The organism is Campylobacter concisus (assembly GCF_001298465.1).
Classification (GTDB): Bacteria; Campylobacterota; Campylobacteria; order Campylobacterales; family Campylobacteraceae; genus Campylobacter_A; species Campylobacter_A concisus.
On record NZ_CP012541.1, the window covers coordinates 1,225,259 to 1,250,729 of the forward strand.

General features: G+C 39.7%; 30 protein-coding genes. 9 read left to right on the forward strand and 21 right to left on the reverse strand.

Annotated features, from left to right (window positions below):
* The first annotated feature begins 10 nt into the window (after positions 1 to 10).
* From alaS to CCON33237_RS06280, 6 genes are all read left to right on the forward strand, one after another.
* Entirely contained in the window at positions 11 to 2,569 is a 2,559-nt protein-coding gene (gene alaS / locus CCON33237_RS06255) for an alanine--tRNA ligase (RefSeq protein WP_054196862.1), read from the forward strand.
* A complete protein-coding gene (locus CCON33237_RS06260; protein WP_054196863.1) occupies positions 2,566 to 3,066 on the forward strand; it encodes a hypothetical protein in 501 nt (166 codons plus the stop codon). The genes alaS and CCON33237_RS06260 overlap by 4 nt, the downstream gene beginning before the upstream one ends.
* Positions 3,063 to 3,605 carry a septum formation inhibitor Maf gene (gene maf / locus CCON33237_RS06265; RefSeq protein WP_054196864.1) on the forward strand — a complete coding sequence of 181 codons (543 nt, stop codon included), beginning with the start codon at positions 3,063 to 3,065 and terminating at the stop codon, positions 3,603 to 3,605. The genes CCON33237_RS06260 and maf overlap by 4 nt, the downstream gene beginning before the upstream one ends.
* Positions 3,602 to 5,530 carry a transglycosylase domain-containing protein gene (locus CCON33237_RS06270; RefSeq protein WP_054196865.1) on the forward strand — a complete coding sequence of 643 codons (1,929 nt, stop codon included), beginning with the start codon at positions 3,602 to 3,604 and terminating at the stop codon, positions 5,528 to 5,530. The genes maf and CCON33237_RS06270 overlap by 4 nt, the downstream gene beginning before the upstream one ends.
* A 9-nt stretch (positions 5,531 to 5,539) precedes the next feature.
* Entirely contained in the window at positions 5,540 to 5,797 is a 258-nt protein-coding gene (locus tag CCON33237_RS06275; protein ID WP_054196866.1) for a ComEA family DNA-binding protein, read from the forward strand.
* A 106-nt stretch (positions 5,798 to 5,903) separates the two neighbouring features.
* Positions 5,904 to 7,478: a phosphoethanolamine transferase gene (locus CCON33237_RS06280; protein ID WP_054196867.1), complete on the forward strand. Its 1,575-nt coding sequence runs from the start codon at positions 5,904 to 5,906 to the stop codon at positions 7,476 to 7,478.
* A 44-nt stretch (positions 7,479 to 7,522) separates the two neighbouring features.
* Here CCON33237_RS06280 and glyS read toward each other — a convergent pair whose 3' ends face one another.
* From glyS to CCON33237_RS06335, 13 genes are all read right to left on the reverse strand, one after another.
* A complete protein-coding gene (gene glyS / locus CCON33237_RS06285) occupies positions 7,523 to 9,541 on the reverse strand; it encodes a glycine--tRNA ligase subunit beta (protein WP_054196868.1) in 2,019 nt (672 codons plus the stop codon).
* Positions 9,538 to 9,690 carry a hypothetical protein gene (locus CCON33237_RS09550; protein WP_054196869.1) on the reverse strand — a complete coding sequence of 51 codons (153 nt, stop codon included), beginning with the start codon at positions 9,688 to 9,690 and terminating at the stop codon, positions 9,538 to 9,540. Before CCON33237_RS09550 ends, glyS begins: the two co-directional genes overlap by 4 nt.
* Positions 9,691 to 9,693: 3 nt before the next feature.
* A complete protein-coding gene (locus tag CCON33237_RS06295; protein WP_054196870.1) occupies positions 9,694 to 11,097 on the reverse strand; it encodes an endonuclease/exonuclease/phosphatase family protein in 1,404 nt (467 codons plus the stop codon).
* A complete protein-coding gene (locus tag CCON33237_RS06300; protein WP_054196871.1) occupies positions 11,094 to 11,573 on the reverse strand; it encodes a tRNA (cytidine(34)-2'-O)-methyltransferase in 480 nt (159 codons plus the stop codon). The genes CCON33237_RS06295 and CCON33237_RS06300 overlap by 4 nt, the downstream gene beginning before the upstream one ends.
* Positions 11,574 to 11,647: 74 nt before the next feature.
* Positions 11,648 to 12,835, reverse strand: coding sequence for a tRNA nucleotidyltransferase/poly(A) polymerase-related protein (locus CCON33237_RS06305; RefSeq protein WP_081004443.1), 1,188 nt, complete (start codon positions 12,833 to 12,835; stop codon positions 11,648 to 11,650).
* Positions 12,795 to 13,211 carry a CiaD-like domain-containing protein gene (locus CCON33237_RS06310; RefSeq protein WP_054196872.1) on the reverse strand — a complete coding sequence of 139 codons (417 nt, stop codon included), beginning with the start codon at positions 13,209 to 13,211 and terminating at the stop codon, positions 12,795 to 12,797. The genes CCON33237_RS06305 and CCON33237_RS06310 overlap by 41 nt, the downstream gene beginning before the upstream one ends.
* A complete protein-coding gene (locus CCON33237_RS06315) occupies positions 13,208 to 13,453 on the reverse strand; it encodes a hypothetical protein (protein WP_021091490.1) in 246 nt (81 codons plus the stop codon). The genes CCON33237_RS06310 and CCON33237_RS06315 overlap by 4 nt, the downstream gene beginning before the upstream one ends.
* A complete protein-coding gene (gene leuB / locus CCON33237_RS06320; protein ID WP_054196873.1) occupies positions 13,450 to 14,517 on the reverse strand; it encodes a 3-isopropylmalate dehydrogenase in 1,068 nt (355 codons plus the stop codon). Before leuB ends, CCON33237_RS06315 begins: the two co-directional genes overlap by 4 nt.
* A gap of 3 nt (positions 14,518 to 14,520) precedes the next feature.
* A complete protein-coding gene (locus CCON33237_RS06325; RefSeq protein ID WP_054196874.1) occupies positions 14,521 to 15,000 on the reverse strand; it encodes a 3-isopropylmalate dehydratase small subunit in 480 nt (159 codons plus the stop codon).
* Positions 15,001 to 15,124: 124 nt separating this feature from the next.
* The gene (locus CCON33237_RS09465) at positions 15,125 to 15,307 is read right to left on the reverse strand and encodes a YgaP family membrane protein (RefSeq protein ID WP_081004444.1); all 183 of its coding nucleotides are present in this window, start codon (positions 15,305 to 15,307) and stop codon (positions 15,125 to 15,127) included.
* A gap of 4 nt (positions 15,308 to 15,311) precedes the next feature.
* Entirely contained in the window at positions 15,312 to 15,473 is a 162-nt protein-coding gene (locus tag CCON33237_RS09470) for a YgaP family membrane protein (protein WP_081004445.1), read from the reverse strand.
* Positions 15,474 to 15,483: 10 nt separating this feature from the next.
* The gene (locus tag CCON33237_RS06330) at positions 15,484 to 16,821 is read right to left on the reverse strand and encodes an NAD(P)/FAD-dependent oxidoreductase (protein ID WP_054196875.1); all 1,338 of its coding nucleotides are present in this window, start codon (positions 16,819 to 16,821) and stop codon (positions 15,484 to 15,486) included.
* Positions 16,822 to 16,906: 85 nt separating this feature from the next.
* On the reverse strand, positions 16,907 to 17,551 hold the full coding sequence (locus tag CCON33237_RS06335) for a Crp/Fnr family transcriptional regulator (protein ID WP_054196876.1): 645 nt from the start codon (positions 17,549 to 17,551) through the stop codon (positions 16,907 to 16,909).
* An 83-nt stretch (positions 17,552 to 17,634) separates the two neighbouring features.
* Here CCON33237_RS06335 and CCON33237_RS06340 point away from each other — a divergent pair, with 83 nt between their 5' ends.
* Positions 17,635 to 18,594, forward strand: a complete 960-nt coding sequence (locus CCON33237_RS06340) for an SLAC1 anion channel family protein (protein WP_054196877.1) — start codon at positions 17,635 to 17,637, stop codon at positions 18,592 to 18,594.
* A gap of 20 nt (positions 18,595 to 18,614) precedes the next feature.
* Here CCON33237_RS06340 and CCON33237_RS06345 read toward each other — a convergent pair whose 3' ends face one another.
* The 7 genes from CCON33237_RS06345 to CCON33237_RS06375 form a co-directional block, all read right to left on the reverse strand.
* Positions 18,615 to 19,466 carry a hypothetical protein gene (locus CCON33237_RS06345; RefSeq protein WP_054196878.1) on the reverse strand — a complete coding sequence of 284 codons (852 nt, stop codon included), beginning with the start codon at positions 19,464 to 19,466 and terminating at the stop codon, positions 18,615 to 18,617.
* Between the two features lie 190 nt (positions 19,467 to 19,656).
* A complete protein-coding gene (locus CCON33237_RS06350; RefSeq protein ID WP_054196879.1) occupies positions 19,657 to 20,553 on the reverse strand; it encodes a DUF4299 family protein in 897 nt (298 codons plus the stop codon).
* A 19-nt stretch (positions 20,554 to 20,572) separates the two neighbouring features.
* Positions 20,573 to 20,932, reverse strand: a complete 360-nt coding sequence (locus CCON33237_RS06355; RefSeq protein ID WP_054196880.1) for a DsrE/DsrF/TusD sulfur relay family protein — start codon at positions 20,930 to 20,932, stop codon at positions 20,573 to 20,575.
* Between the two features lie 74 nt (positions 20,933 to 21,006).
* Positions 21,007 to 21,606 carry a LysE family translocator gene (locus CCON33237_RS06360; protein ID WP_054196881.1) on the reverse strand — a complete coding sequence of 200 codons (600 nt, stop codon included), beginning with the start codon at positions 21,604 to 21,606 and terminating at the stop codon, positions 21,007 to 21,009.
* 107 nt (positions 21,607 to 21,713) lie between these two features.
* Positions 21,714 to 22,730, reverse strand: coding sequence for a type II asparaginase (locus CCON33237_RS06365; protein WP_390622020.1), 1,017 nt, complete (start codon positions 22,728 to 22,730; stop codon positions 21,714 to 21,716).
* A 115-nt stretch (positions 22,731 to 22,845) separates the two neighbouring features.
* A complete protein-coding gene (locus tag CCON33237_RS06370; protein WP_054196883.1) occupies positions 22,846 to 23,181 on the reverse strand; it encodes a branched-chain amino acid transporter permease in 336 nt (111 codons plus the stop codon).
* Positions 23,178 to 23,840, reverse strand: a complete 663-nt coding sequence (locus CCON33237_RS06375; protein WP_054196884.1) for an AzlC family ABC transporter permease — start codon at positions 23,838 to 23,840, stop codon at positions 23,178 to 23,180. The genes CCON33237_RS06370 and CCON33237_RS06375 overlap by 4 nt, the downstream gene beginning before the upstream one ends.
* A gap of 104 nt (positions 23,841 to 23,944) precedes the next feature.
* On the opposite strand from CCON33237_RS06375, the gene CCON33237_RS06380 reads away from it, so the two are divergent.
* Complete coding sequence (locus CCON33237_RS06380; protein WP_054196885.1) at positions 23,945 to 24,388, forward strand: tetratricopeptide repeat protein; 444 nt, start codon at positions 23,945 to 23,947, stop codon at positions 24,386 to 24,388.
* 11 nt (positions 24,389 to 24,399) lie between these two features.
* Positions 24,400 to 24,552 carry a hypothetical protein gene (locus tag CCON33237_RS09555; protein WP_155463281.1) on the forward strand — a complete coding sequence of 51 codons (153 nt, stop codon included), beginning with the start codon at positions 24,400 to 24,402 and terminating at the stop codon, positions 24,550 to 24,552.
* Between the two features lie 125 nt (positions 24,553 to 24,677).
* On the opposite strand, the gene flgG is transcribed toward CCON33237_RS09555, so the two are convergent.
* Positions 24,678 to 25,466 (reverse strand): flagellar basal-body rod protein FlgG, encoded by a 789-nt coding sequence (flgG, locus tag CCON33237_RS06390; protein WP_021091447.1) that lies wholly within the window; start codon positions 25,464 to 25,466, stop codon positions 24,678 to 24,680.
* Between the last annotated feature and the right edge of the window lie 5 nt (positions 25,467 to 25,471).

Consider the following 25,471-nt stretch of genomic DNA (forward strand, 5'->3'; position numbering starts at 1 on the left):
GAGGATAAAAATGCAAAATTTAGATATAAGAAAGGCATATCTTGATTTTTTTAAATCAAAAGGTCACGAAGTCGTAGCTTCAGCGCCACTCGTGCCAAACGATGCAACGCTACTTTTCACAAATGCTGGCATGGTGCCATTTAAGAGTATTTTCACAGGCGAAGTGCCACGCCCAACACCACCTATCCGCACTAGCTGTCAGACCTGCATAAGAGCTGGAGGTAAGCACAACGACCTAGACAACGTCGGCTACACCGCGCGCCACCACACGTTTTTTGAGATGCTGGGAAACTTTAGCTTCGGCGAGTACTTCAAAAAAGACGCGATCGCATATGCGTGGGAGTTCGTCACGCAGGTGCTAAAACTACCAAAAGACCGCCTCTACGTGACCGTTCACGAGAGCGACGACGAGGCGTTTGCGCTATGGGAGCAGCACATCGCAAAGGAGCGCATTTATAGATTCGGCGATCACGATAACTTCTGGCAGATGGGCGATACGGGACCGTGTGGACCGTGCTCGGAGATCTTTTACGACCAAGGCGGCGAGCACTTTAACACGCCTGAAGACTACATGGGCGGCGACGGCGACAGATTTCTTGAAATTTGGAACCTAGTCTTCATGCAGTACGAGCGCAGCAGCGACGGCAAACTAACTCCGCTACCAAAACCAAGTATAGACACGGGCATGGGGCTTGAGCGCGTCACGGCGATAATGGAAGGCAAATTTAGCAACTACGACAGCTCGCTTTTTATGCCGCTTATAAACGAAGTAGCAGCGCTTTGCAGCAAGCCGTACGCGTATGAGAGCGGTGCTAGCTACCGCGTCATCAGCGACCACATCCGCTCGGTGACTTTCCTGCTAGCTCAAGGTACGACATTTGATAAAGAAGGCCGTGGCTACGTGCTTCGCCGCATCTTACGCCGTGCGATCCGCCATGGATACTTACTAGGCATAAAAGAGCCATTTATGTATAAGCTTGTTGATAAAGTTTGCGAGCTTATGGGCGAGCACTACACCTATCTAAATGAGAAAAAAGCGGCTGTAAAAGAGCAGATCAAGCTTGAAGAAGAGAGATTTTTAGCGACTATTGCAAGCGGTTTAGAGCTATTTGAGAGCGAGCTTAAAAATACAAAAGAAATTTTTAGCGGAGAGGCTGCATTTAAGCTCTATGACACATTTGGCTTCCCACTTGATCTAACGGCTGATATGCTTAGAGAAAAGGGCTTAAAGGTCGATGAGGCAAGGTTTGATGAGCTTATGAGCGAGCAAAAAGCACGCGCAAAAGCTGCTTGGAAAGGCAGTGGCGACAAGAGTGCGAAGGGCGATTTTAAAGAGCTACTTGAGAAATTTGGCGAGAATAAATTTATAGGCTACGAAGAGCTTAAAAGCAAAAGTAAAATTCTAGCTCTGCTTGATGAAGAATTTAAAAATGTAGATAGCCTGGACGCTGGCAATGATGGTTGGGTGATGTTTGATGTCACTCCATTTTACGCTCAAAGTGGTGGTCAGTGCAGCGATAGCGGTAAGATAGTAGGCAAAGCAAATGTACTTGATACGCAAAAATTTCATGGACTAAATTTATCTTTAGTAAAAACTAGCGCACCGCTAAAAGTTGGTGACGAAGTAGAGCTTGAAGTTGGCAGTGATAGAGCCCAGATCGCGCGTCACCATAGCGCTACACACTTGCTTCACGCAGCCCTTAGAAACGTGCTTGGCACGCATATCGCTCAAGCTGGCTCAAGTGTAGAAGCGGATAAGTTAAGATTTGACTTCTCACATCCAAAAGCACTAAGTAGCGAAGAACTTTCAAGGATTGAAAATCTAGTAAATGAGTGGATCTTAAACGGTGCAAATGCAAAAACGCAGGTTATGGAGCTTGAAGAGGCCAAAAAAAGCGGGGCGATCGCACTATTTAACGAAAAATATGCCGATAAAGTAAGAGTTGTAAGCTTTGGCGATGTCAGCAAAGAGCTTTGCGGTGGCACACACGTTAAAAATATAGATGAGATAGGATCATTTTTCATCACAAAAGAGAGCGGCGTAAGTGCTGGTGTTAGGCGCATAGAGGCTGTTTGCTCAAGGGCTGCGCTAAATTTAGCAAAATCATTTAGAGCTGAGCTTGATGAGCTAAAAGATGAGTTAAAGAGCACTGAGCCACTAAATGCGGTCAAAAAGCTAAAAAATGAACTAAGAGTTTTAAAAGATAAACTAAAAAATGCTAAAAATTCTCATGAGCTAGTCTATTTAGATATAAATAAAACCAAACTTTGCGTTACAAGCGTAGATGGTGGAGATATAAAAACCTTGATAGACGAGTTTAAAAATGAGCATGAAAGTGCTGCTATTTTGCTAATCCAAGCTGATGAGAGTGGTAAAATTTCTCTTGCAGCTGGAGTTAAAAACGCTCCTTTAAAGGCAGGTGCTTGGGTAAAATTTGCAGCACAAATTCTAGGCGGCAATGGCGGTGGTAAAGATGACTTTGCAACAGCTGGTGGCAAAAATGCATCAATGATAGAAGATGCGATAAAAGATTCACTTGGATACGCAAGGCAAGCCTTAGAAAAATGAGTCATTACGATATAGCTTTTATAAAATTTGACCAAGTAGTACTATTTTTGCATGTATGCTTTGTAGCTCTTTTTGTGGGGCTACAAGCCGGTCTTGTGCTTGTTGGAAGTTACTTTATAAAAAATAAATTTGAAGACAAGGAACGCTATCACATCTTACTTCACATTATAAGACGCTTTGGTATTGCGATTTTCATACTAATCCTTTGCGTGATAGCGACAAGCATAGTTATAATTTTTGGATTTTATGATGCAAATTTGACAAACCCTATGGCAAGTGCGATGGTAGCAACAAAATGCGCAATAGAACTATTTTTGCTATTAAATTTAAGCTATATATTTTATAGATACAAAAAGGCCTTAAAAGCACTAAGATCGCATGAAATGATCGAGCTAAATGAGAGTTTGATCGTTATAATTTATTACTTCACACCGCTAAATTTATTAGCTTCCCTAGCAGCTATTTATCTTGGCATAAGCTATAAGGTGTTTTTATGATAACACTTGCTTCAAGCTCACCAACAAGGGCAAATTTATTAAAAGATGCTGGCATAAATTTCATTCAAATTTCTTTCCAGTTTGACGAGAGCAAGATAGAAAAAAATGTAAAGCCTGAAATTTATGTCCAAAATGTTGTAAAAGCCAAAAAAGAGCAATTTTTAAAAGAAAATGTAGGTCTTAAAAATTTGCTCTTTGCAGATAGCTGTGTGGCGTGTGGAGATAAAATTTTAGGTAAAGCAAAAGACGAGAATGAGGCGCTTGCTATGCTAAATTTACAAAGTGGCAACGAATGTAGCGTCTATACGGCGATGATATTTTTAGGCGAATTTGAGCTTATAAACGTGAGCAAGACCACATATAAATTTGCTAAATTTAGCGAGCAAGATTTAAAAAGCTACCTAGAAAGTGGCGAGTGGCGAGGTAAGGCTGGAGCCATGACGATAGAAAATTTTAATAAAAAATACATCATCTCCCAACACGGCGAAACTAGCACGGCCATGGGACTAAATTTAAAAATATTAAAGGCATTTTTATGAAATATATCTTGGCATTTATCTTTATAGTTGCCATTTCGCTTGGCGGAGCATTTTTATATTTTTATTCACAAGTTAGATTTGATGCTTACGCTATTATTGATTATAAACCAAAGCTTACAACGCAAATTTTTGATAGAAACAACGAGCTCATTGCAAATATCTTTGAAGAAAATAGAATTTACGTAAAATATAACGACATCCCGCCGCGTGTCATCGAAGCGCTCGTAGCTATCGAGGATACAAGCTACTTTGAGCATGGTGGCATAAACGTAGAAGCTATGGCAAGAGCTGCCATAAAAGATATTAAAGCTAGAAAACTAGTCGAGGGAGCTTCAACACTAACACAACAGCTCATTAAAAATTTAGCTCTAAGCCGTGAGAAGAAATTTACAAGAAAGATAAAAGAAATCGTGCTTGCCATGAAGCTTGAAAGCGAGCTTAGCAAAGAAGATATCATCGAAAGATACCTAAATCACGTCTATTTTGGACATGGCTACTACGGCATAAAAACAGCAGCTGAGGGATATTTTAGAAAAGAGCTAAATGAGCTAAGCATAAAAGAAGTTGCCATGCTAGTTGGCTTGCCAAAAGCTCCAAGCACTTATGATCCTACAAAGCACCTTGACTTGTCGCTTAGCCGTGCAAATAGAGTACTTGAGAGAATGTATAGCATCGGCTGGATAAACGAGGACGAGTACCGCAAGGGCGTGCTTGAAGAGCCAGCAGTCTTTGACGATACACTCACAAGAAATAAAGCCCCTTACGTAGTCGATGAGATAATAAAAGAGGCCTCTAAAAAATTTGACGATATAAAAACTGGTGGCTATAAGATACAAAGCACAGTTGATCTAAATGTCCAAAAGATCGCTCAAGAAGCTCTAGTCTATGGCTACAATGAAATTTTAAAAAGAGATAAAAAGGCAAATCCAGAGATGCTAAATGGCGCTATCGTCGTCACTCATCCACAAAGCGGTCAAATTTTGGCACTAATTGGCGGTATTGACTACGCAAAAAGCAGCTATAACCGCGCCACTCAAAGCAAGCGCCAGCCAGGATCTAGCTTTAAGCCATTTATCTATCAAATAGCACTTGATAATGGCTACTCAGTCGTTTCTCAAGTGGCTGATATCGCTAGGACATTTGACATGGGAAATGGCAAAGAGTGGACGCCAAAGAATTATAGTGGTGGCTTTCAAGGCTATATAACTATAAAATCAGCCATAACCCAGTCGCGCAACCTCGCAACCATAAATTTGCTAAACGATCTTGGTCTTAGCTCGGTTCGTAAACAGCTTACTGATATGGGCTTTAACGATATCCCAGAAAATTTATCTATCGCACTTGGAAGTTTTGGGATTTCGCCACTTGATTTTGCAAAATTCTACTCGATGTTCCCAAATGAGGGCGAGATGGTTGAGCCAACACTTATTAAGCATATAGAAAATAGCTTTGGGGCTTCGATGGACTATGAACCACAAAGAAAGCAAGTGCTAAAACCAGAACAAGCATTTTTAATGACGACACTTCTTCAAAATGTCGTAAATAACGGCACTGGACGCAACGCTAAAATAAACGGCATCCAAATAGCAGGCAAAACCGGCACAACAAATAATAACATCGATGCTTGGTTTTGTGGCTACTCGCCCGATATCGAAGCGATAATCTGGTACGGAAATGACGACAACAGCCCTATGAAAAAGATTGAAGGCGGTGGTAGAACAGCCGCACCTGTGTTTAAGAAATTTATGGAAGGCTACATTAAGCTTTATCCTACTTTAAGACGTGCATTTGAGCAGCCAGATGGTGTTTATAAAGGCTATTATGGTGGCAGTGACGAATACTACACAAACGACTCACCACTACCTCAAAATATACCGGCAAATGACATCATACAAGATCAAGAAAATGATGGATTATTATTCTAGGAAGATAAGATGAGGATTAAAATTTTACTTTGTTTAGTAGTCGCAAGTATTGCATATGGTGCCAATCTAAATACAGCCAGCAAAAACGAGTTAATGGGGCTTGGGCTAAGTAAAGGCCAAGCGTTAAACATTATAAAATACAGAAAAGCCCATAAATTTAAAAGCATCGATGAACTTGAAAAAGTCCAAGGTATTGGCTTTAACGATATGCAAAAAGTTAAAGAAAAACTTAGCATAAAAGAGAATGCGAAAGTCAAAAAAATCTGAAGCAAAAAACTCCAAAGGCAAGAAAAAATAATCTTATTTTTTATTTGAAATTTCCAGCCATTTACATTTGAGTCCTATTATTATGGCTTTTTATAAAGGCTGAAAAGTGCTAAATATTAATAAATTTAAAAGTATCAGTTTTTTAAAGTTTCTGATTTTATTTACTGCTTACATATTTTTTATAAATTATATATTTTTATACAAAGGCGTTCTTTCAGGCTTTCTACAAAATAATCAATTCTCTTTTTCTATATTCTTTTTTCTTATATTTGCAATTGTCTTTATCTTAGTTTTCGCTAGTATTTTTTGTATCTTATTTGTGCCTTTTTTGCTAAAGCCAGTTGCAATTATTTTGATTTTAGCAAGTGGCATATCTGTTTACTTTATGCAAGCATATGGTGTTATTATAGATAAAGATATGTTATTAAACGTCCTACACACCGATACCAAAGAAGCCTTTAGTTACTTTAACACAGGTTTAGTTTTCTGGATAATTTTTACAATCATCTTACCTTGTGTATATGTAGCATTTGTAAAGATTAACTATGGTAGTTTCAAAAATGAGCTTAAATTAAGAGTAAAAATTATCTCATTTTCTATAGTTGCGATAGCTATCATATTTTCATTAACTTCTAAAATTTTTATACCATTTTTTAGAGAGCATTCGAATTTAAGAACTGCATTACTCCCATACTATCCTATCTACTCAGCTATAAAACTAGCAAAATCAATCACACAAAAACCACTACCTTTTACTTATGTAGCAGATGATGCGGTACTAACTAATGATAAAAAGAAAATTTTAGTTTTGATAGTTGGTGAGACACAAAGGAGCAAAAACTACTCACTAAATGGCTATACTAAAAACGATACAAACAAATTTACCAAGCAAAAAGATGTGGTAAGTTTTACAAATTTCTACTCATGCGGGACTGCCACAGAGACTAGTGTGCCTTGCTTATTTTCAGACTTAAAGCGAAAAAATTTTAGCAACCGCGAAGCTAAAGCTCGTGAAAATTTAGTTGATATCATCAACAAACTTGGAATAAAAACATACTTTTTTGGCAACAATAGTGGTGGCTGCAAGGGCGTTTGCGACAATCTTGATCAAAACCACACTTCAGAACACAGAGCAGCTGGCTTTGATGAAGTGATATTTGATGAGGCAAAAAAGGTCATACAAGATGCAAATTCCACTACTTTTATTGTATTGCACCTACAAGGCTCACACGGCCCTATCTACTACAAAGGCTATCCAAGTAAATTTAAAGAATTCACCCCAACCTGCGACACTGCCGAGCTAAACAAATGCACGCCAGACGAGATAGCAAACACCTATGACAACACCATTTTATACGAGGACTATCTACAAAGTGAGCTGATAAACGCCCTTGAAGCAAAAAAAGACAAATTTGAAGTCACTATGTTCTTTTTCTCAGATCACGGAGAGAGCCTTGGCGAAAATGGTATATATTTACACGGACTGCCTTACTCCATCGCTCCAGACGAGCAAAAGCACATCCCAGCCATCATCTTTTCAAGCGATAGCGAGCTTTTAAAAAGGCTAAAAACTAGAAAAGGCGAAAGTCTTTCGCATGATTTTGTCTTTAGCTCAGTTCTTGGATATTTTGGGGTGAAAACTAAGGCTTATGAGCCAGAATTTGATATTTTTAGGCAGTAAATTTAAAAGCCAGCCCAAGCGTAAAGCCTGAAGCTGGCGAAATTTTATAAGCTGATCTCTTTTATATCAGCTACTTTTAATATCTCGCTATAAATTTGACCAATGATCGCGACGCGGTTATTTCGCACTTTCTCGTTTTCAACGTTTATCATAACTTTGTCAAAAAACTCATCTATCTGCGGCTTTAGTGCAAATAGCGCTTTTAGCCTTGGTTCGTATGCCAAGCTCTTATCGACCGCTTTAAATGCGTCATTTAGGGCCCTTTCAGCATCTATCTCAAAGAGGCTCTCATCGACCATGCTAAATTTATCATCTTTTATGATGTTTGCAAGGCGCTTAAATGTCGAGAAATTCTCCCTAAAACTTGGCTCGCTTGAAATTTTAGCAAGCGCAGTTATCATCTTTGTAAGCTCCAATATATCCTTTTCACCGCTTTTAATGCAAGCTTTTACAATGGAGGCATTTGCGTCAAAGAAAGTATAAAGTCTATCAAGGATGAAATTTATAAGCACTTCAACATCAAATTTCTTATAATCTTTTGCAATATCTTCTAAAATTTCTTTTACCTTAAATTTTAAATTATGAGCTAAAATGATCTTTATTACGCCATTTGCCGCACGTCTTAGAGCGTATGGATCTTTTGTGCCGCTTGGGATCTTACCGATACTAAAGAGTCCCATTAGAGTATCAAGCTTATTTGAAAGCGCTACAACCGAGCTAAATACCTTGCTTGGACACTCTGCTTCTTCGCCATCTGGCAAATACTGCTCTTTTATAGCCAAAACGACGTTTTCATCCTCTTTTTTAGCCTTTGCGTAGTAAGCGCCCATGATACCTTGAAGCTCGGTGAACTCATAAACCATCTGCGTTGTAAGGTCAGCCTTACTTAACATCACAGCTCGCTCAAGCTTTGCTCCATACTCGCCAGCTTCTTTTTTAAGTAGTTCATCGTAGTTGCTGGCTAGTTTTTTAGCCACTTGTAGCTCTCTAAGCTCTTTTTCATAGATACTTCCAAGCTCTTTTAGGTAAGTTATATTTTTTAGTTTTTCTGGGCCAAATGCGTGCGCTAGGTCGCTTTGCCAAAAGAACATCGCATCACTTAGTCTTGCTCTTAGCACCTTTTCATTACCCTTAATAATAAGCGAATACTCATCAGTGATAGCGTTACTAACGACAACAAAGCCATTTGCAAGCTTACCATCTTTAAATACTGGGAAATAGCGTTGATTTTCTTTCATCGAAGTGATGATAACCTCGCTTGGCACCTCTAAAAATTCCTCTTCAAATGAGCCAAGAAGTGCTGTTGGGTACTCAGTGATCGCCACGACTTCAGCTAGAAGGTCTCTATCTATCTCGATCTTTAGCCCACTTTTTTGGCTGATCTTTTCAAACTCATCAAGTATGATCTTTTCTCTCTCGTCCGCTTCAAGTACGACACCACGAGCCCTTGAGCCATCAAAATACTCTTTTATATTTGATATTTTTATCCTATCGTAGCTGATGCTTCTGTGTGGATATGTCGAGTCGCCACTTTTCACGCCAAATTTATTAAATTTAATGACCTCATCGCCCAGCAAACACAAAAACGATCTTATCGGGCGGATAAACTCAAACTCACCATTACCCCAGCGCATAGACTTGCCAAAATTTAGGCTCTTTAAAAACTCCTCGACCATGTCACCCATTATCTTAGCGACTGGCTCGCCTTTTACCTCTTTTTCGTAATAAAGCACCTCTTTGCCATCTATCTCTTTAAATTTAAGCTCACTCTCGCTTATGCCACATTTGCTAGCAAAGCTAAGTGCTGCTTTTGTGAAAGCTCCGTCTTTTAGTGCTACTTGCTTTGGCGCACCGATAAAACTAGCCACACTATCAGGCTGTGCTTGTGGAAATTTCTCATGAAAAAAGACCAAGCGGCGCGGCGTGTAATAAAATTTAAACTCGCTTGCAATGTTATATTTTTCAAGTATTACCTGCCACTTTGCATTGATATTTGGCAGCTCTCTTAAAAATGGTATCGCCGGAAGCTCCTCGACTCCAATCTCTAGTAACAACTCTTTCATATTTCACTCTTTTTATTAAAATTTTCTCTTTTTTCTCTTACCATTTTTCTTACTCTCTCCTTCTCCTGTGCTTGCAAAACAACCCCTCTTATCATAAAAATAGCAAACAAAACAAATGCCGTGATCATAAAAATATCTAAAATTTGCACTTTCTACTCCACGACGATTTGATTTTCTCTTTTGTAAATTTGCACTCTTACATTTTCAAAAATTTGTTCGCCTTGTTTTAGCTTTTTCTTACTATAAACCCTAATCTTTCCATATGGCGTATGCAAATAGCGACCTACAAGATTGCCCGAAATTTTAGCAAAGACATCGCCACTTCTAGCTTCACTTAGTTGCGATGCATCTAGTAAATTTTCACTAATATCTTTCGTGCCATGCTCATTTATGATCTCATAAGAGCTGACTTCAAGCGCATCTTTATAAATTTTCATTCGCCTTACTAAAACATCTAGCTCTTCGCCTACAGTAACGCTATTTTTAGGATCATAAACATAAATTCCGCGGTGATTTTTCGAGATAATAAAGCCATGCTTATCTTTTAAGATAACAACCGCTTTTTCAATCACGACTGGCACAGCTTCTGGATGATCAAAAAGCGTATCTACATCAGCCGTCTTATAGTTTTGCTCGATTGTTTTTTTATTGGCTTTATTTTCATCTTTTTTAAAAATTTTACTCACAAAGCCTTTTTTTACTGGACTTGGATCAGTTGAAATTTTAAACTTTAATGCAAAGTGATCTAAGTAAAGGTCGCTCTTTGCAAAGCCTTTTTCATCGACTGCAAAGCTTGGTTTAAAGACTTCAAAACTACCGCCAACATAGCTTAGATCGCCATTTTCCATAAAGCTAGGCGAAAGTAAAACATGATCGATTGCTCTTTTTTTGCCATGCACTGCGTGAGAATATCTATCTTTTGGCTCAAGCTCTTTATAAAGATCATAAAAATTTCTCGTTGCAATGATGTCATTTAGGATGGATTTTTGTCCAAAGGGCGAGTTAAAATCACCCAAAATAATCGCATTTTTCTCTTTACCTAGAGCCGTTCTTAGCGTTTTTTCGGCCTTTTTTTGCATATTTATGCCATTTTTATAAGTTGGAAAGTGATTTACAAATATGCTAAATTTCTTGCCTTCCATCTCAAAAATAACCTTTAAAATATTTCTCGTCTTTACATTTGGAACTTTAAAAACTTCACTGCCACTTGGCTGCAACTTTGAAATAAGCCCAAGCCCAACAGGCGAATTTTTCTCCTTTGTAAAGCTTATAAATTTATACTCGCTATCACTTACCAGAGCTTTTAAAACCTGCTCATTTTCGATCTCTTGAAGTGCGATAATGTCAGTATTTAGTGCATTTATGACTTGTCTTGTCCTTTGTAGTTTTGAATCAGCTGCCTCGCAGTCCCATTTTGATACGCCTACTTTAAAATCAAGATACTCGCTACCATCATCTTTGCAATCAAATAAATTTTGCACATTATAAGTTGCGATGCTAATTTCACTCGCAAATGCCACCAAAATGGTAAAAAACAAAGCAAAAACTACTCTCAAATCTCACTCCTAAAGTCAAATTCAGCGATATTTTGCCTGATCGCCTCATAAGCGATAATGCCAGCACTCATAGCTAAATTTAAGCTCCTACCCTCTTTTCCCATTGGTATGGTTATGGCGTTTTTAAAATTTATATCCATAAATTCTCTTGGCAACCCAGTACTCTCGCCACCAAAAAATATAAAATCTCCTGGCTTAAACTTAGCCTCGTAGTAAAGCCTATTTGTCTTTGTGGTAGCGAAGAAAAATCTATCCTTATGGCTTAAGTTTGCTTCTAAAAATTCTTCCAAACTATCCCAAATTTTTGGATTTAAAATTTTCCAGTAGTCAAGCCCTGCTCGTCTAACAGCCTTTTCACTTAGATCAAACACAGTGGGCTTAACGATATGTAACTTTAAATTTGCATTAACGCACATTCTACCGATAGCTCCAGTATTTTGCGGTATCTGAGGATGAACTAAGACTATGTTAAACATAAGCTTTCTTTGCCTTAAAAAGTGTTATAAACTAGCCTATTTTAGCCAAAATGGGCTTTTAAGAGTTTTAAAGACTAATCTTTTCTAGGCTTATGCTCGCTTAGATATTTTGAAATTTCAAGCTCTTGCCTACGTTTTATCTCTTTTGCGATCTCTTCGTTTTTAAAACCAGCTGATAAAATTTCTGTCACATCGACTTTCGCATCAAATTTTAGCTCATAAATTCCAAGCTTCTTGGCACGCTCTATTCGCTCTTTATTATAAGCTCCAAGCCATGATTTTATGGGCATGTTTAGGGCAATTTGCATTAGCTCTTTATCGCTTGGCATGTCCTTAAAATAAGGCTGCTTTAAGATAGAAAAATAGCTCTTTGGCAGACGCATTTTCTCTAAAATTTTCTTTGCGTCAAGCTCAAATTTGCCAAACAAAAGATACAAAAATAGCCTCTCATCATCCACAAATTCTCTAGCACTCTTAAGATCGCTTAAAAATCCATCGTCCATAGAAATTTGCATACCAAAAATTTCTTTAAAAAGTCCAAGCTCAAAGAGATAGTAAGCTCCTTTTTCTAGATACTTTGCGTGAAAAAATTTAATAAGCTCAGTATTTATCCTATCTCTGCTTAGATGCTCCAAACTAAGGCTTTTCATAAGAGCTAGCGTCTCATCAGCTATGCTAAAATCAAGCCTAGCGCTAAACTGCACACCACGAAGCACCCTTAGCGGATCTTCTTTAAATTTATCACTATCAATGTGCCTTAATGTCTTGTTTGCCAGATCTTGCTTTCCGCCGTAAAAGTCTAAAATTTCTCCATTAAAGATATTCATCATCATGGCATTTATCGTAAAATCTCGCCTAAGGCTCGCCATTTTGGGATCGTTAATATAGCTTACTGCAAAGTCTTTGTGCGAATTTCCAGTTTTGCTCTCACTTCTTGGAAGCCCAAGATCGTAATTTTTGTATTTGTAGATGAAGTAGCTTTTGCCAACACCGCTAGCACCTATTCTAGCCATTAGCTCATTAAATTTTAAAGGCTCAATGTCATAAACTTCGATGTCATAATCATAAATTTCTCGCCCCAAGAACGCATCTCTTACGCAGCCACCAACTAGATAGACACGTGAAGTAAATGGGGCAAATAGCGACCTAAAAAAGTCTAGCTCGCTATTTTTATAAATTTCATTTTTGATTTTTATCTCATTTTTTAAGCCATCTAATGGCTTATTTTGAGAGATTTTGGAGTCTATTTTCGATATTTGCAAGGGTAAATTCTAAAAATTTTGTCGTTAGCTCAAGCCTTGAAGCAAGATTTTGTTCACTAGTTTGTTTAAGCCCTTCAAAAAGCACTTCTATGCGCTCAGCAAGGTTTGCTAAGAAAATTTTCTCTTCGCTCACCTCTCTATTTTTTATTGGACTTACTGGCTCCTCTTTTACCTCAAACACTTGCTCATTTTGTAAATTTGTCTCAACTTTTAGCTCGTTATTTAGTGCATTTTCATTAGACTCTATAGCCAAAAGCTCTTTTTTTAGATTCTCACGCTCGAGCTCTTCTTGCTTTTTACTTTGCAATGCTTCTATTTTCTCAAGCTCAGCGCTAACCTCACTGATTGCCATTCTAGCGATATCATCAAGCTTCATAATCTTATCAACCACCTTTTAAATTCATTTATCTCTTCGTCACTTTTCATCGCTATAAAAAACTCTTTCATCTGCTCGTTTTTTATCGCTCGCTCTTTGCGAAGTCCGCTCAGGCGATTTATCGCGCTAAGGGCGTCTTTGTTTGACGGATCTTGCTTTAAGATATTTTTATAAATTTCAAGTGCGTCATCTTTTAGCCCCTGAGCTTCGTAGATCAGTGCTTCAGTGATTGTGTTTTTCATTTTTTGATAAATCCTGCGATAACATCGCCTATCTCGCTAGTTGAGCAAATTTCAACTGCGTTAAAAGCAGCGATATCTTTTGTTCTATAGCCTTTTGCAAGTGCCTCTTTCACAGCATTTTCTATCGCATCTGCGGCTTCATTTTCACTAAATGCGTATCTTAGCATCATAGCTGCGCTTAAAATGGTCGCGATCGGATTTGCTATGCCCTGCCCTGCGATGTCTGGAGCTGAGCCGTGAATTGGCTCATAAATTCCCACTTTGCCGCCCATGCTAGCGCTTGGCAAAAGTCCTATCGAGCCACAAACCATGCTCGCTTCGTCACTTAAAATATCGCCGAATAAATTTTCAGTAAGTATGACGTCAAAATTTGCTGGAGCTCTTACTAGCTGCATCGCTGCGTTATCTACATACATAAAACTAAGCTCTACTTCAGGGTAATTTTTAGCCACTTCGCTAGTCACCTCACGCCAAAGCTGACTTGTCTCAAGCACATTTGCCTTATCGACCATGCAGACCTTTTTCTTGCGAAGCATAGCCGTCTCAAAGGCGATCTTTGCGATGCGTTCGATCTCAAATTTAGTATAAACCATCGTATTAAACGCTCTATCTTCGCCTTTTTCACGTGGCTGCCCAAAATAAAGCCCGCCTGTTAGCTCACGAACCACGACAAAATCAACGCCTCTTAAAACCTCTGGCTTTAGCGTGCTAGCATCCACTAGCTCATCAAAAACAATGGCTGGGCGTAAATTTGCATAAGCTTCTAGCTCTTTTCTAATCTTTAAAAGCCCACTCTCTGGCCTTAGATGTCTTGGCAAATTATCCCACTTCTCGCCGCCGATCGCCCCAAAAAGCACAGCATCAGAGTTTAGAGCGGAGCTAAGCGTCTCATCTGGCAAAGGCACGCCAAATACATCATAAGCTGCACCGCCCATAAGCTTGTAGTCGTACTCAAATTTTATCCCAAACTCAGCGCTAACAACATCTAAAATTTTTATCGCCTCATCTATGATCTCAGGACCGATGCCATCGCCTTTTATAACACAAATTTTATATTCTCTCATTATTTAATCCAACTTTACTTTTGCGTATTCTATAAGTCCGCCAGCGTTTAAAAGCTCTTGCATAAACGGCGGTATAGGGCTAAATTTATACTCTTTGCCGCTGGTTAAATTTACGATCGCGCCGTTATCTACGTCTATTTTTAGTTCGTCGCCCTCGTTTATCTCGTCCGTTTCTTTGATCTCAAGTATCAAAAGTCCCGTATTAAAGCTATTTCTATAAAAAATTCTCGCATAGCTTTTAGCTATCACCGCGCCTATACCGGCGGCTTTAAGCGCGATAGGAGCGTGCTCGCGAGAGCTACCGCAGCCGAAATTTTCGCCCGCTACGATAATGTCACCCTTATCTATCTTGGAGCTAAAATTAGGATCGGCGTCCTCCATTATATGTTTTGCTAAGATATTTTCGTCGGAAGTATTTAAGTATCTGGCGGCGATAATTATATCGGTATCGATATTGTCGCCGAATTTCCAAACTTTATTCATCGTTTCGCCTTTTTTAAATTTTCGAGATTTTAGCCAAAAGTAGCTAAATAATTCATCAAACGGCGAATAAAATTTACGGTCTAAGCGGCTAAATAGCGAGGCAAAGGGCGCTAAAACGCCCTTTTTATCTTTTTAAATTTAAAGAACACCTGCCTAAGAATTTACACGCAGGGCAAAAACCCGTAACGCCGACGATAATCGGGATTAACCCGATTAACGCCCAGTAGCTCTCGTAAAAATACCAAACTGCCGCCATAAAAACTAGCCCTAGTACGACCCTAATAATTCTACTTTTCACGCTTACCATATTTTTACCTTTTCTTGAAAATTTTATAGAGCGGGCAGTAGCCGTAATATCCCGTTAAAAGCGGAATTAGCCCGACCGTCCACAACCAGCAGTCGCAAATAAATCCGAAAATAAAAAACCAAATCACCGCTATAATCAAACGTATAGTTTTATCTAAAACGCTCATTTTATCTCCTTTAAGCTAAAGCTTTTAGCATTCCGTTCATAACCATAGGTTTAAATCCGTAAATTTTAACCAGCCAACTCATATAGCTCTCTCTAGTAGCGCCGAAACATTCTAACGTCGGAGCCGTTCCCTCCCAGTCGAACTCTACCATTATGGCCTTGCCATATTTGGTGATAAATGGGCAAGCCGTATATCCGGTAAATTTCTCGCTAGGTTCTCGTCCTTTTATCGTGTCGGCTAAATTTTTGGCTAAGATCGGATACATTTTCCTAACGCTAGCCCCCGTTTTGCCGGCCGCAAATCCGCAAATATCGCCGATACCGAATATATTTTTAAATTTTGTACTTTGTAGGCTGTATTTATCGACGGCTAGGAAATTTAGCTTGTCGCCCTCTTTGGTTAGGCCGGCGCGAGCTAAAATTTCGCTTCCTTTTTGCTTAGGCGGCAAGTGAAGCCAGTCGTATTTTACGTCGATTAGCTCGGATGCGATTTTATCTTCGCCGTTTTGCCTATACGCCGTCCAAAACTCGAAAGTAGCGGTATTTGAGCTTTTATCGACGGCTACGATTTGGTGGCGAAGATTAAATTTTATCTTTCTTTTTATCATTATTTGAGTCATCGCCGCGGCATAAGTCGGATCGCCGAAAAGCTTGCCGCCGCCGACGTAAAGATTAACGCTGCCTTTATCGCGGTTACCGGCCAACCTCAGCCTATCTTCGCTCATGCATGTTACTTTTTTATTAGCGCCGCTGCATTTCATCGGAGTTTTTTGATCGCAAAATACCGCCGCGCCGCCGTTTTGAGAGAATTTTTTCATCAGCTCGTTGCTCTTTACGGCGCCTTGTAGAGTGTAGACGGAGGATATGTTGCCGCTCGTATCGTTAATATCCTCTAAGCTTAGCCCCTTAACGGCTTCAAAGTCGTATTCCACGCCGCTTGCTACGATTAGATAATCATACCCCAGCTCGCTCCCGTCGTCTAGGACGAGCAGATTGGCTTCCGGCTTTATCTGCGATACGTTTTTGCGTATCCACTCGGCTCCTTGCGGGATATAATCCGCTTTTTCGTAAACGACGTCGCTAGCTTCGTAAATTCCGACGGCGATTAGCGTAAAGCCCGGCTGGTAGTAAAATTTCTCGTCTTTATCCACGAGAATTACCTTGGCGTTAGGCATATCTCTTCTAAGTTTAGCCGCCAATGCGATACCGCTAAGTCCCGCGCCCATTATGACGATTTTAGAATTTATATCGTCGTTTTCGCCACCCGTTACCGAGCAACCGCTCATACTCGCGGCTAGTCCCGCGGCCCCCATTAGCTTTAAAGCGTCTCTTCTTTGCAGTCCTTTCATAAATTCTCCTTATTAAACGAGTTTATGAAATGCTACCTAAAAAAGGCCGTCCTCTCCGTAACAAAGTTACCTTAAAACGAGAATTTTAAGAAACAAGCCTTATTTCGCCGCGGCTTTGCGTTATTTGCCCGCTTCTCTCAAGCTCTTTAAGCACCCTAGATACCGCTTCTCTAGCGCTTCCTAGATGATTCGCCAGCTCTTCGTGAGTTATTTTTATAAAATTTTCGTTTAGATTTTCGATGCTTTGGGATAAAAAATTCATAATCCGCGCCGAAAGCGGCAAAAACAAAGCCTGTTCCATAACGTTTATAGTTCTGGCAAACCGATCGGCTACGATTTTTAGAGTAAAATTTAAAATACTCGGATATTTTTCTTTAAGAGGCTTGTAAATTCGCGCCGGAATAACGATGATCTCGCTATCTTGCTCGATTTCGACGCTTACTTTATTTTCTAGCGAATTTATAGAACACGTATCGCACAGCACGCAACTCTCGTCTTTAGTTAGCCTAAATATCGTTATTTCCTTTGCGTTAGACGATACGAACGCCCTTAAAACGCCTTTTAGTATAAAGATAAATCCAAAGCAATCGTTTCCGGAGTAAAATATATCGCCCTTTTTTACGGTTTTTAGATACGCGTTAGCAAAGATCGCATTTAGATCCTCGCTTGCTAGATCGAAATTATTCGTAAATCTCTCGCGCAAAATTTCTTTTAACTCTTCGCTTAGCATTTTGCCCTTTCGTGACTTCGTTACAAAAATTTAACCTTATTATAGGTAATATTGCATAAAAATTTAATACGAAAAGAAAAACAATGCACGACGTTAAGCAAAACGACTCGCAAAGCAAAATAAAATCGCTTCCGATTATGCTTTTTGCCGGTACTATGGGGCTTGGAGGGCTTTGCGCGGCTTATAAGAAATTAAGCGAGATATTTGATTTACCGGGCGAGATATTCTCGGCGCTTAGAGCGCTAGACTGCACGGTATTTTGCCTACTTTCGGCGTTTTACCTCTTTAAGCTTTTAAAATTTAAAGAAGAGGTAAAGGCCGAATTTTCGCACCCTATAAGGATAAATTTTTTCGGCGGGTTTATCATCTCGCTTTTTCTTTTAGCTCTAGCCTACAAAGACGCGCCGCTACTATACTACTCGCTTTTTTACGCGGCTTTAGGCTTGCAAACGATTTTTACGCTTTACGTAATTTCTTTTTGGATCGACGAAAAATTCGATATCGCGACGCTAAATCCGGCATGGTTTATCCCCGTAGTGGGCAACTTGCTAATCCCGATCATAGCCGAAAAATCTCAAGCGATCTGGTATTATTTTAGTTTGGGGCTATTTTTCTGGATTATTTTATTCGCCGTTATATTTTACAGGCTAGTCTTTTACGATAAGTTAGCCGACAAATTCGTCCCGACGCTAGTCATTACGCTAGCGCCGCCGGCTATGGCGTTTTTGGGATATGTAAAATTAACCGAGCAATTCGATGCTTTTGCGGCGATACTGCTTAATATAAACGTATTTTTCGCGGCGCTTATACTTTTTTCGTATAAAAGATTTATTAAACTCAAATTCGCCCTATCGTGGTGGGCTTTTACCTTCCCGACGGCCGCTAGCTCCATAGCGTTTTTAAAAGCTTACGAAATTACGCAAAGCGATTTTTATTTAGTTTTAGGAGTCGGCGCTTTTGCGGCTCTAGTCGCTTCGATTTTGATAGTCGGATTTTTAACGGCTAAATCTATAATAAACGGCGAAATTTTTTCAGAAAAATAACCTTAGCTCAAAAATTTACTTTAGTAGTATTCATAGCTGATTTCCAGCTTTTTATATAGGCCGATTTCCGTTATGTCGCCGTTTTCGTAGTATTTGTCCGTGGGCTTAAATTTGACCGAGGTTTTATGCGTCAAATTTCCCCGCTCGTCCCTGCTTATATCCTTAAACTGCAAGATTTGCCCGATTTTTGCCTCAGATCCGAAGTAATTTACCGACGTATACTCCATCTCGTCGCCGTTTGCGGCGTAGTAATAAACCCATTTTGAGCCCGGGGCTTGCGTGATTTTTTCGTATTCGCCGTTTGGCTTGCGCTCGAAGCTTATCTCTATGCCGTGGCGCGGCTCCATATTATTTTCTATCCGCGTTAAAACGCCCTTTTCGTCGTAGACGTAGCTATCGTCCGTCACTAGCGTCCCACCCGAATACGCCGCCCAAGCGATCATTTTGCCGTCCTTGCTGTAAGTGGTTTTCTCCGTGCGGGGGTAAAATTTATCCTCCACATGCTGTTCTTTGGCTGTCGCGACTAAATTTTCGCCGTCAAATTCGTATTCGTAGAGATAAACGGCGCTATCTTGGTATTTTTTGCGTATTAGCCCGTCTTTGCCGTATTCAAACAAAACCGAGCCGTTTGGTACGCCGTTTATGTGCTCGGTTTCTTGCAGTATATAGCCGTTTTCATTAAACTCCGTCCGCTTCACGCGCGTATTTTCTAGCGTCCCGGAGCCATCCATTGAGTATTCGTACTCCGTAGCCGCCATACTTTTGACCTCGCCTTTTAGATCTTTTTTGTTCCAGTCGCTTTCTGGTAAAACGGCCGAGTTTAGATAGCAAACCGCCGATGCCGCCGCTAAAATAGCTTTTAAAATTTTCATTTTTATCCTTTTTCAAATCACGCAAAGCCTAGATTAATTTAGGTTAAAATTTCGCCTAATTTAGCCCAAAAAGCGACAATACTAATGAAATCCTAGCTTTTACGAGTTAAAATATATGTTTAAAATCGACTCAAATTTTTAAGCAAGCCTGAGGCGAATTTTCATTTTCGAGTGGTTTATTAACTTAAGACTAAGCTTCATTTACCTTTTTAAAAATTTCTCTCATCTCTTCTTCACTCAGTGGCTCAACTAGCACATTTGCCGCATCGATGAATCGGTATTTTTCTTTTGGTAAATTTTTCATGAAAGCACCATATTCACACTCACCAAGCACATGTGCATCACTATCTTCCACACCCACTACTAGCGTAAGTATCCAGCGTGAGACCTTGCGTTCACCTAGGGCTTCTTGTGCTTGCCACGAAGGAGAGGGAGCGTAAGGCAAGATGGTCGGTAAATTTTCACTAAGCGTATATGCACCAAAAATTTCGTTGCCGTTTTTATCTTCGTATAAATTCTCTCTTGCGCTATAAGCGTCAAGGTACTGCACCTGCCTCATCATCTCATCAAATTTAGCCACAGGGCTGGCACTTGCAAAAATTTCATCTATCATAACCGCGTCAAACGCCACGTCACGCTCCACGCCATAGATATAAAGCGTTTGATTTTTCTCTTTTGCGTCCTTTAGAGCTTCAAGCCCCCACATTATGTCAGCTTCATAATCAAATTTTAAAATTTGCTCGCTATCGTAAATTTCTTCATTGTCGCGCTCTATTTTCGAGCCGGTTTGGGCTGAGAGCTTTGAGAGTAGTTCAAGCGCGATCTGCCAGTCGCCAACGCCGCTTGGAGTGCAGACTCGGACGATATATTTGCCGTCTTCGTAGCTTAGTTCAAAGCCGCAAGCGCTCTTTTGCCATACGCCTGATATCATCACGTTTTCGTTTAGCGAAAGCTCGCTCGGCTCGTCGTTTTGACCATTAAAAAAGCAAAATCCCTCTATAAACTCTGAAATTTCACGCTCGCTAAGTGCCTTTGTATATCTGCCAAACAGCTTCTTTTTGTTTTTTACACTAAATATTACGCTCATAAATTCTCTTTCGCCTACTCTAAAACGTCATCGCTTGATCGCACTGCCTAACCCACTCGGACAAGATATCCATGCTGCCTTTCACCTCAGCCTCGAAATAAGGCTCTCCCGCATGCAAACCGCACCTCGTTTGGCAGCTACCGCAAACCTTTAACATAGCGCCGCTAGCGTATAGCTCTTTTAACATCGCTACTAGATCTACGTCGTAGTTTTCCGGCTTTTTGGTGCTATTTCGCGCAAGATCGACCGCGTTGTTCATTAGAAAAATTCTAACCTCTTCGCCTTTTTCTTTTAGCGTTTTAGCTAGCCTTAATGCGTTGTAAGCATTGTCGGTACCGTTGTATGGTTGATTTGTAAGTATAAATAGAAATTTTTTCATCTTTTTCTCCTTTTGCCAAAAATGTAGCGCAAACTGGGCAAATTTTAGCCAAGCTATATAAAAAGAGGCTAAATTTATCTAAAAAGTAAAAGTATGCCGATCGTGCAGACGATAATGGCGGTGCAAATTTCAAGTAGCCTTAGGTGCGTTTGTAGAAATTTCTTTAGCATAGCTCCGCCAAGCGCGTAGATATTTAGCGCCAAAAACTCGACAAAGATGAGTGAGGCGGTGATAACGCACATGCGAGTTATGCTAAATGGATCATCTTTGTCTAAAAATGTAGGCAACAAGGCTGAGAAAAATATCCACGCCTTTGGGTTTGAGACGCTAACGATGAGGCCATTTAAAAACATCTGCTTTTTGCTTGGCGAATTTGAGACCTTTGTGATGCTAAGCTCGCCCTTGCCAAAAAAGAGCATCGCGCCAAGATAGAGCATATATAGGCCTGCGATGATGTTTAGCGCCTTAAATGCGTACTCAAAGTGATGTAGCACTGCGCCCACGCCAAGCATACAACAAAACGAGACAAATGCAAGTGCTAAAAGCTGCCCAGCCATTACAAAAAACGAGTGCTTGTATCCAAGGCTCATGCCAACGCTCATTGCATAAGTCATGTTTATACCTGGCATCATAGAGATAGGAAAAATAGTGATAAAAAATAGAAAGAAATTCATAAGAGGCCTTGAAATTTAGCTAGTAAACATAAAAATTTAAGCTATAGATCTGATCCAATAATCAAATTTATAGCTTAAATTTAAAAGGCGGACTAAGCCGCCTTTTTTTAGTGAGTCAAGAAAAACTCTTGAATTTTTGCTTTATTGCTTGTTTTTGTAAGAGCAAGCATTAAAAGCACTCTAGCTTTTTGAGCATTTAAGTTATCGCTTGTTAAAAAGCCGTATTTTGCGTCATCAACTTCGCCGTTCATAGTTGTCTCGCCGCTTCCTACACGTGAGTCACGAACTACTACTACACCGGCTTTTGAAGCCTCACCAAGTGCGTCTAGCACGCTAAAGTAAGGGTTGCCGTTGCCTAGACCAGCGCTAACGATACCTTTTGCGCCGTTTTTGACAGCTATGTTTACAAAGTCAGGATTGTCATTTGCATGAGAGTAGATGATGTCGACTCTTGGAAGTTCTTTTACACCCTCTAGGTCAAATGCTGATTTTGCTGTGTGTTTTCTGATCGGATTCATATAGTATTTTACGTTGCCATAAAAGACTGTGCCGATTTTGCCGCTATTTGGTGATTTAAATGTATCAACACCTGTTGTGTTGGTCTTTGTCACCTCTCTTGCAGCGTGAATTTCGTCATTCATCGTAACTACAACGCCTTTTCCTACGCTATCTTTGCTGATAGCAACGTTTACAGCGTTAAATAAATTTAATGGGCCGTCTGCGCTTAGTGAGCCGCTATTTCTCATCGCACCTACAAGGACAACCGGTTTGTCGCTTTTGACGACTAAATTTAGAAAGTAAGCTGTCTCCTCCATAGTGTCTGTGCCGTGAGTAACGACGATACCATCGGCTTTGCCGCTATTTAGAAGCTCATTTATTCTATTAGCAAGCTTAAGCCAAACTTCGTTGTTCATATCTTGTGAGCCGATATTTGAAATTTGCTCGCCTTTTATGGTAGCGATCTTGTTTATATCTGGCACGGCTGCGATAAGTTTATCGACCGTAACAGTTCCAGAAGTATAGCTAGAGTCAAGCGATCCTGAGCCGCTTCCTGCTATCGTTCCACCAGTAGCTAGTATGTAGATGGTTGGCTTTGCAACCGCTAAAGTAGCACCTAAAATCATGAGTAACACCGCCTTAAAGATTAAACGCATTTTAGCTCCTTTGCATTAAAATTTGCAAAGTCATTATAATGCCATTTATTTAAAAAAATTATTAACTTCCAAATTTTATATTTATTTAAAAAATTCTTATCAAAAGCATATAAATTCCGGTTGAAATAACTATGCTAAGAAGGGCGTTTTTAAACTTTATATGCACTAAAACAGCCGTAAAAACCGCTGCTATCTCGCTTAGTCCATATGAAAACTCACTAAATTTCGTATCTTTTAAGCCGTAGCAGACCAAAACGACCATTATCATCATACCCATATGCTTCTCAATGGCGTCTAAATAAGGGTTTGACTTATAGTTTTTCAGTACATAAAACGGCGTTGCTCTCGTTATAAAAGTAGCTAGAGCACTTAAAAGCACCGCCACAAAAAGTACCATCTCGCTTGAGCTTACGCTTATCAAATTTTATCCTTGAACAAAAGCAAAAATATAAAACAAAGCGCCATCGAGCCAACAAGCACAAATTTAGCTGGAAACAAACTCACTCCAAGCACGCCAAAAAAGGTCGCCGCAAAGAGCACGCGGTAGTTTTTATCATTTTTAAACATCTCGATGACAATCACTATAAAAAGCGAGGTCAAACTAAACTCAAGACCCTTTGTATCGGCCTTTATAAGATCACCAAGTATCGCTCCAAATAGCGTTCCAGTCGCCCAGTAAGACCAAGAAAGTACGTTTAGCCAGGTAAAGACAAAACTGCGATCACTTGCATCCTTTAGCCCTAAATTTTTAAATATCGCAAAGGTCTCATCTGTTAATAGCGAGATATTTAAAAGTCTAAATTTTATCCCGCTATACTCTTTTAAAAGTGAAATTCCATAAAAAGTGTGGCGCAAATTTACAAGGTAGCTCACGATAAAGACCTCAACATAGCTCGTGCCGACGCTAAAGAGCGAGAGCATCATAAACTGCGCTGCTCCGCCATATCCAAGCATACTAAGCGCCATGGCAATAAATGCGCTAATGCCCATGCTTTTAGCCAAAATGCCAAAGGCGATGCCAAGAGGGAAAAAACCCATAAAGATAGGAATGGATAGTTTAAAAACGTAGTTAAATGTCAAAATTTTGCCTTGATAAAAGCCGAAATGTTAGCGAAAATTTGAAAAATTTATAGTAAAAATAGAGTTAAATTTTATAAAATGATAGAAATTTTTGGAGTTAAAAGATGAAAAAGGTAATTCTAATTTTATTTTGTATTCTATTTTCTTGGGGTAAAAATTTAGATACCACCAAGCTTGAAAATGAATGCGCTTTAAATAACGTAGAAAGCTGCACCGATCTTATATATATCTACCTTGATAGAAATGAGCGCGATAAAATGTCAGCTATGGCAAACAAGGCCTGCGAGCTAGGCAGTCCGCACAGTTGTCTATTTCTAGGAAATATATATCTACAAAAAGACACTCTAGCACAGGAGAAAGAAGAAGGACTTAGACTTTATAATAAGGCTTGCGAACTAAAAAATGCATTTGCCTGCTATACTCTTGCACTCATCTATGAAACTGGAGATGCTGGTGTGTTGCAAGATAAAAATAGAGCAAAAAACTACTGCAAAAAAGCCTGTGAGCTTGATTTGGAAGAAGCATGCAGTATGCTTAAAAATTTTTAATTAAGCAAAAGATGCTTTTATTCTTGCTCTTAAAAGCAGAAATTTTAGACGAGATGTATCAAAGTGATAGCAGGACAATAGAAAATTTTACAAGCAGTTACAAAGATGCCTTAAAAATTTATAATTCATCAAACAACAATAGTACTGCCAAATTTATAATTTAGACCAAATTAATGCGTCTGCTTTATTGAGTCCTTCTCTTTTGAAGTATTATTTGAAAAATAAAAAACCTCAAGCGTAAAAGCAACCAATATCAGCCCAACGATAGTCAGAGTCACATCCATGCTACCTACCTTTTAAGCCCATTTACTATTTCAAGCATCGAGTCACTCGTGGTTATAGCCTTTGAGTTTGCCTCGTATGCACGCTGTCCAGTGATAAGATCAGTCATCTCTTCAACCAGCTGGACGTTACTCATCTCGACAAATCCTTGTCTTATAGTACCAAGTCCGTCAAGTCCTGCCACACCTACCACCACGTTACCGCTAGCGCTTGTTTCTAGATAGTTGTTGTCGCCCATCGAGTGAAGGCCAGCTGGGTTTATAAAGTTTGCTAACTCGATCTGACCTATCTGAGCCATCTCTCTCTCACCTGCTTGGAGCACTGACACGGTGCCATCTGTGCCTATTGAAATTTGCGTAGCATTTGCAGGTACGGTGATCTGAGGGATCAGCTGATAGCCATCGCTATTTACGATCGTGCCGTTTGCGTCAAGCTTAAATGCGCCGTTTCTAGTATAGGCTGTCGTGCCATCAGGGAGTTGAATTTGAAAAAATCCGTTGCCAGCTATTACCATATCTAGGTTATTGCTGGTCTCTTTAAAATAGCCCTGAGAAAAAATTTTATTTATCGCCGTTGGACGCACACCAAGACCCACCTCGATACCAGTTGGGCTTGTAGTCGTCTGGCTTGTAGCCGTACCTGCGTACTCCATGACTTGATACATAAGATCAGCAAATTCAGCCCTATTTTTTTTGTATCCATAAGTATTTACATTTGCGATGTTGTGTGAGGTTACGTCTATCTGCGTCTGCTGAGCTATCATGCCAGTGGCCGCAGTGTAAAGTGATCTCATCATAGTTT

What these genes read in the sequence shown, in the direction of transcription:
- CCON33237_RS06365 (WP_390622020.1), bottom strand. Translation starts at nt 22,730, where the DNA reads ATGATTTTAGGTGCTACTTTAGCGGTTGCAAAGCCAACCATCTACATA.
- CCON33237_RS06355 (WP_054196880.1), bottom strand. Translation starts at nt 20,932, where the DNA reads ATGAAAAAATTTCTATTTATACTTACAAATCAACCATACAACGGTACC.
- CCON33237_RS06310 (WP_054196872.1), bottom strand. Translation starts at nt 13,211, where the DNA reads ATGAAGCTTGATGATATCGCTAGAATGGCAATCAGTGAGGTTAGCGCT.
- flgG (WP_021091447.1), bottom strand. Translation starts at nt 25,466, where the DNA reads ATGATGAGATCACTTTACACTGCGGCCACTGGCATGATAGCTCAGCAG.
- glyS (WP_054196868.1), bottom strand. Translation starts at nt 9,541, where the DNA reads ATGAAAGAGTTGTTACTAGAGATTGGAGTCGAGGAGCTTCCGGCGATA.
- maf (WP_054196864.1), top strand. Translation starts at nt 3,063, where the DNA reads ATGATAACACTTGCTTCAAGCTCACCAACAAGGGCAAATTTATTAAAA.
- CCON33237_RS09465 (WP_081004444.1), bottom strand. Translation starts at nt 15,307, where the DNA reads ATGGTAAGCGTGAAAAGTAGAATTATTAGGGTCGTACTAGGGCTAGTT.
- leuB (WP_054196873.1), bottom strand. Translation starts at nt 14,517, where the DNA reads ATGAGAGAATATAAAATTTGTGTTATAAAAGGCGATGGCATCGGTCCT.
- CCON33237_RS06380 (WP_054196885.1), top strand. Translation starts at nt 23,945, where the DNA reads ATGAAAAAGGTAATTCTAATTTTATTTTGTATTCTATTTTCTTGGGGT.
- CCON33237_RS06340 (WP_054196877.1), top strand. Translation starts at nt 17,635, where the DNA reads ATGCACGACGTTAAGCAAAACGACTCGCAAAGCAAAATAAAATCGCTT.
- CCON33237_RS06275 (WP_054196866.1), top strand. Translation starts at nt 5,540, where the DNA reads ATGAGGATTAAAATTTTACTTTGTTTAGTAGTCGCAAGTATTGCATAT.
- CCON33237_RS06350 (WP_054196879.1), bottom strand. Translation starts at nt 20,553, where the DNA reads ATGAGCGTAATATTTAGTGTAAAAAACAAAAAGAAGCTGTTTGGCAGA.
- CCON33237_RS06325 (WP_054196874.1), bottom strand. Translation starts at nt 15,000, where the DNA reads ATGAATAAAGTTTGGAAATTCGGCGACAATATCGATACCGATATAATT.
- CCON33237_RS06345 (WP_054196878.1), bottom strand. Translation starts at nt 19,466, where the DNA reads ATGAAAATTTTAAAAGCTATTTTAGCGGCGGCATCGGCGGTTTGCTAT.
- CCON33237_RS06360 (WP_054196881.1), bottom strand. Translation starts at nt 21,606, where the DNA reads ATGAATTTCTTTCTATTTTTTATCACTATTTTTCCTATCTCTATGATG.
- CCON33237_RS06330 (WP_054196875.1), bottom strand. Translation starts at nt 16,821, where the DNA reads ATGAAAGGACTGCAAAGAAGAGACGCTTTAAAGCTAATGGGGGCCGCG.
- CCON33237_RS06315 (WP_021091490.1), bottom strand. Translation starts at nt 13,453, where the DNA reads ATGAAAAACACAATCACTGAAGCACTGATCTACGAAGCTCAGGGGCTA.
- CCON33237_RS09555 (WP_155463281.1), top strand. Translation starts at nt 24,400, where the DNA reads ATGCTTTTATTCTTGCTCTTAAAAGCAGAAATTTTAGACGAGATGTAT.
- CCON33237_RS06260 (WP_054196863.1), top strand. Translation starts at nt 2,566, where the DNA reads ATGAGTCATTACGATATAGCTTTTATAAAATTTGACCAAGTAGTACTA.
- CCON33237_RS06270 (WP_054196865.1), top strand. Translation starts at nt 3,602, where the DNA reads ATGAAATATATCTTGGCATTTATCTTTATAGTTGCCATTTCGCTTGGC.
- alaS (WP_054196862.1), top strand. Translation starts at nt 11, where the DNA reads ATGCAAAATTTAGATATAAGAAAGGCATATCTTGATTTTTTTAAATCA.
- CCON33237_RS06300 (WP_054196871.1), bottom strand. Translation starts at nt 11,573, where the DNA reads ATGTTTAACATAGTCTTAGTTCATCCTCAGATACCGCAAAATACTGGA.
- CCON33237_RS06335 (WP_054196876.1), bottom strand. Translation starts at nt 17,551, where the DNA reads ATGCTAAGCGAAGAGTTAAAAGAAATTTTGCGCGAGAGATTTACGAAT.
- CCON33237_RS09470 (WP_081004445.1), bottom strand. Translation starts at nt 15,473, where the DNA reads ATGAGCGTTTTAGATAAAACTATACGTTTGATTATAGCGGTGATTTGG.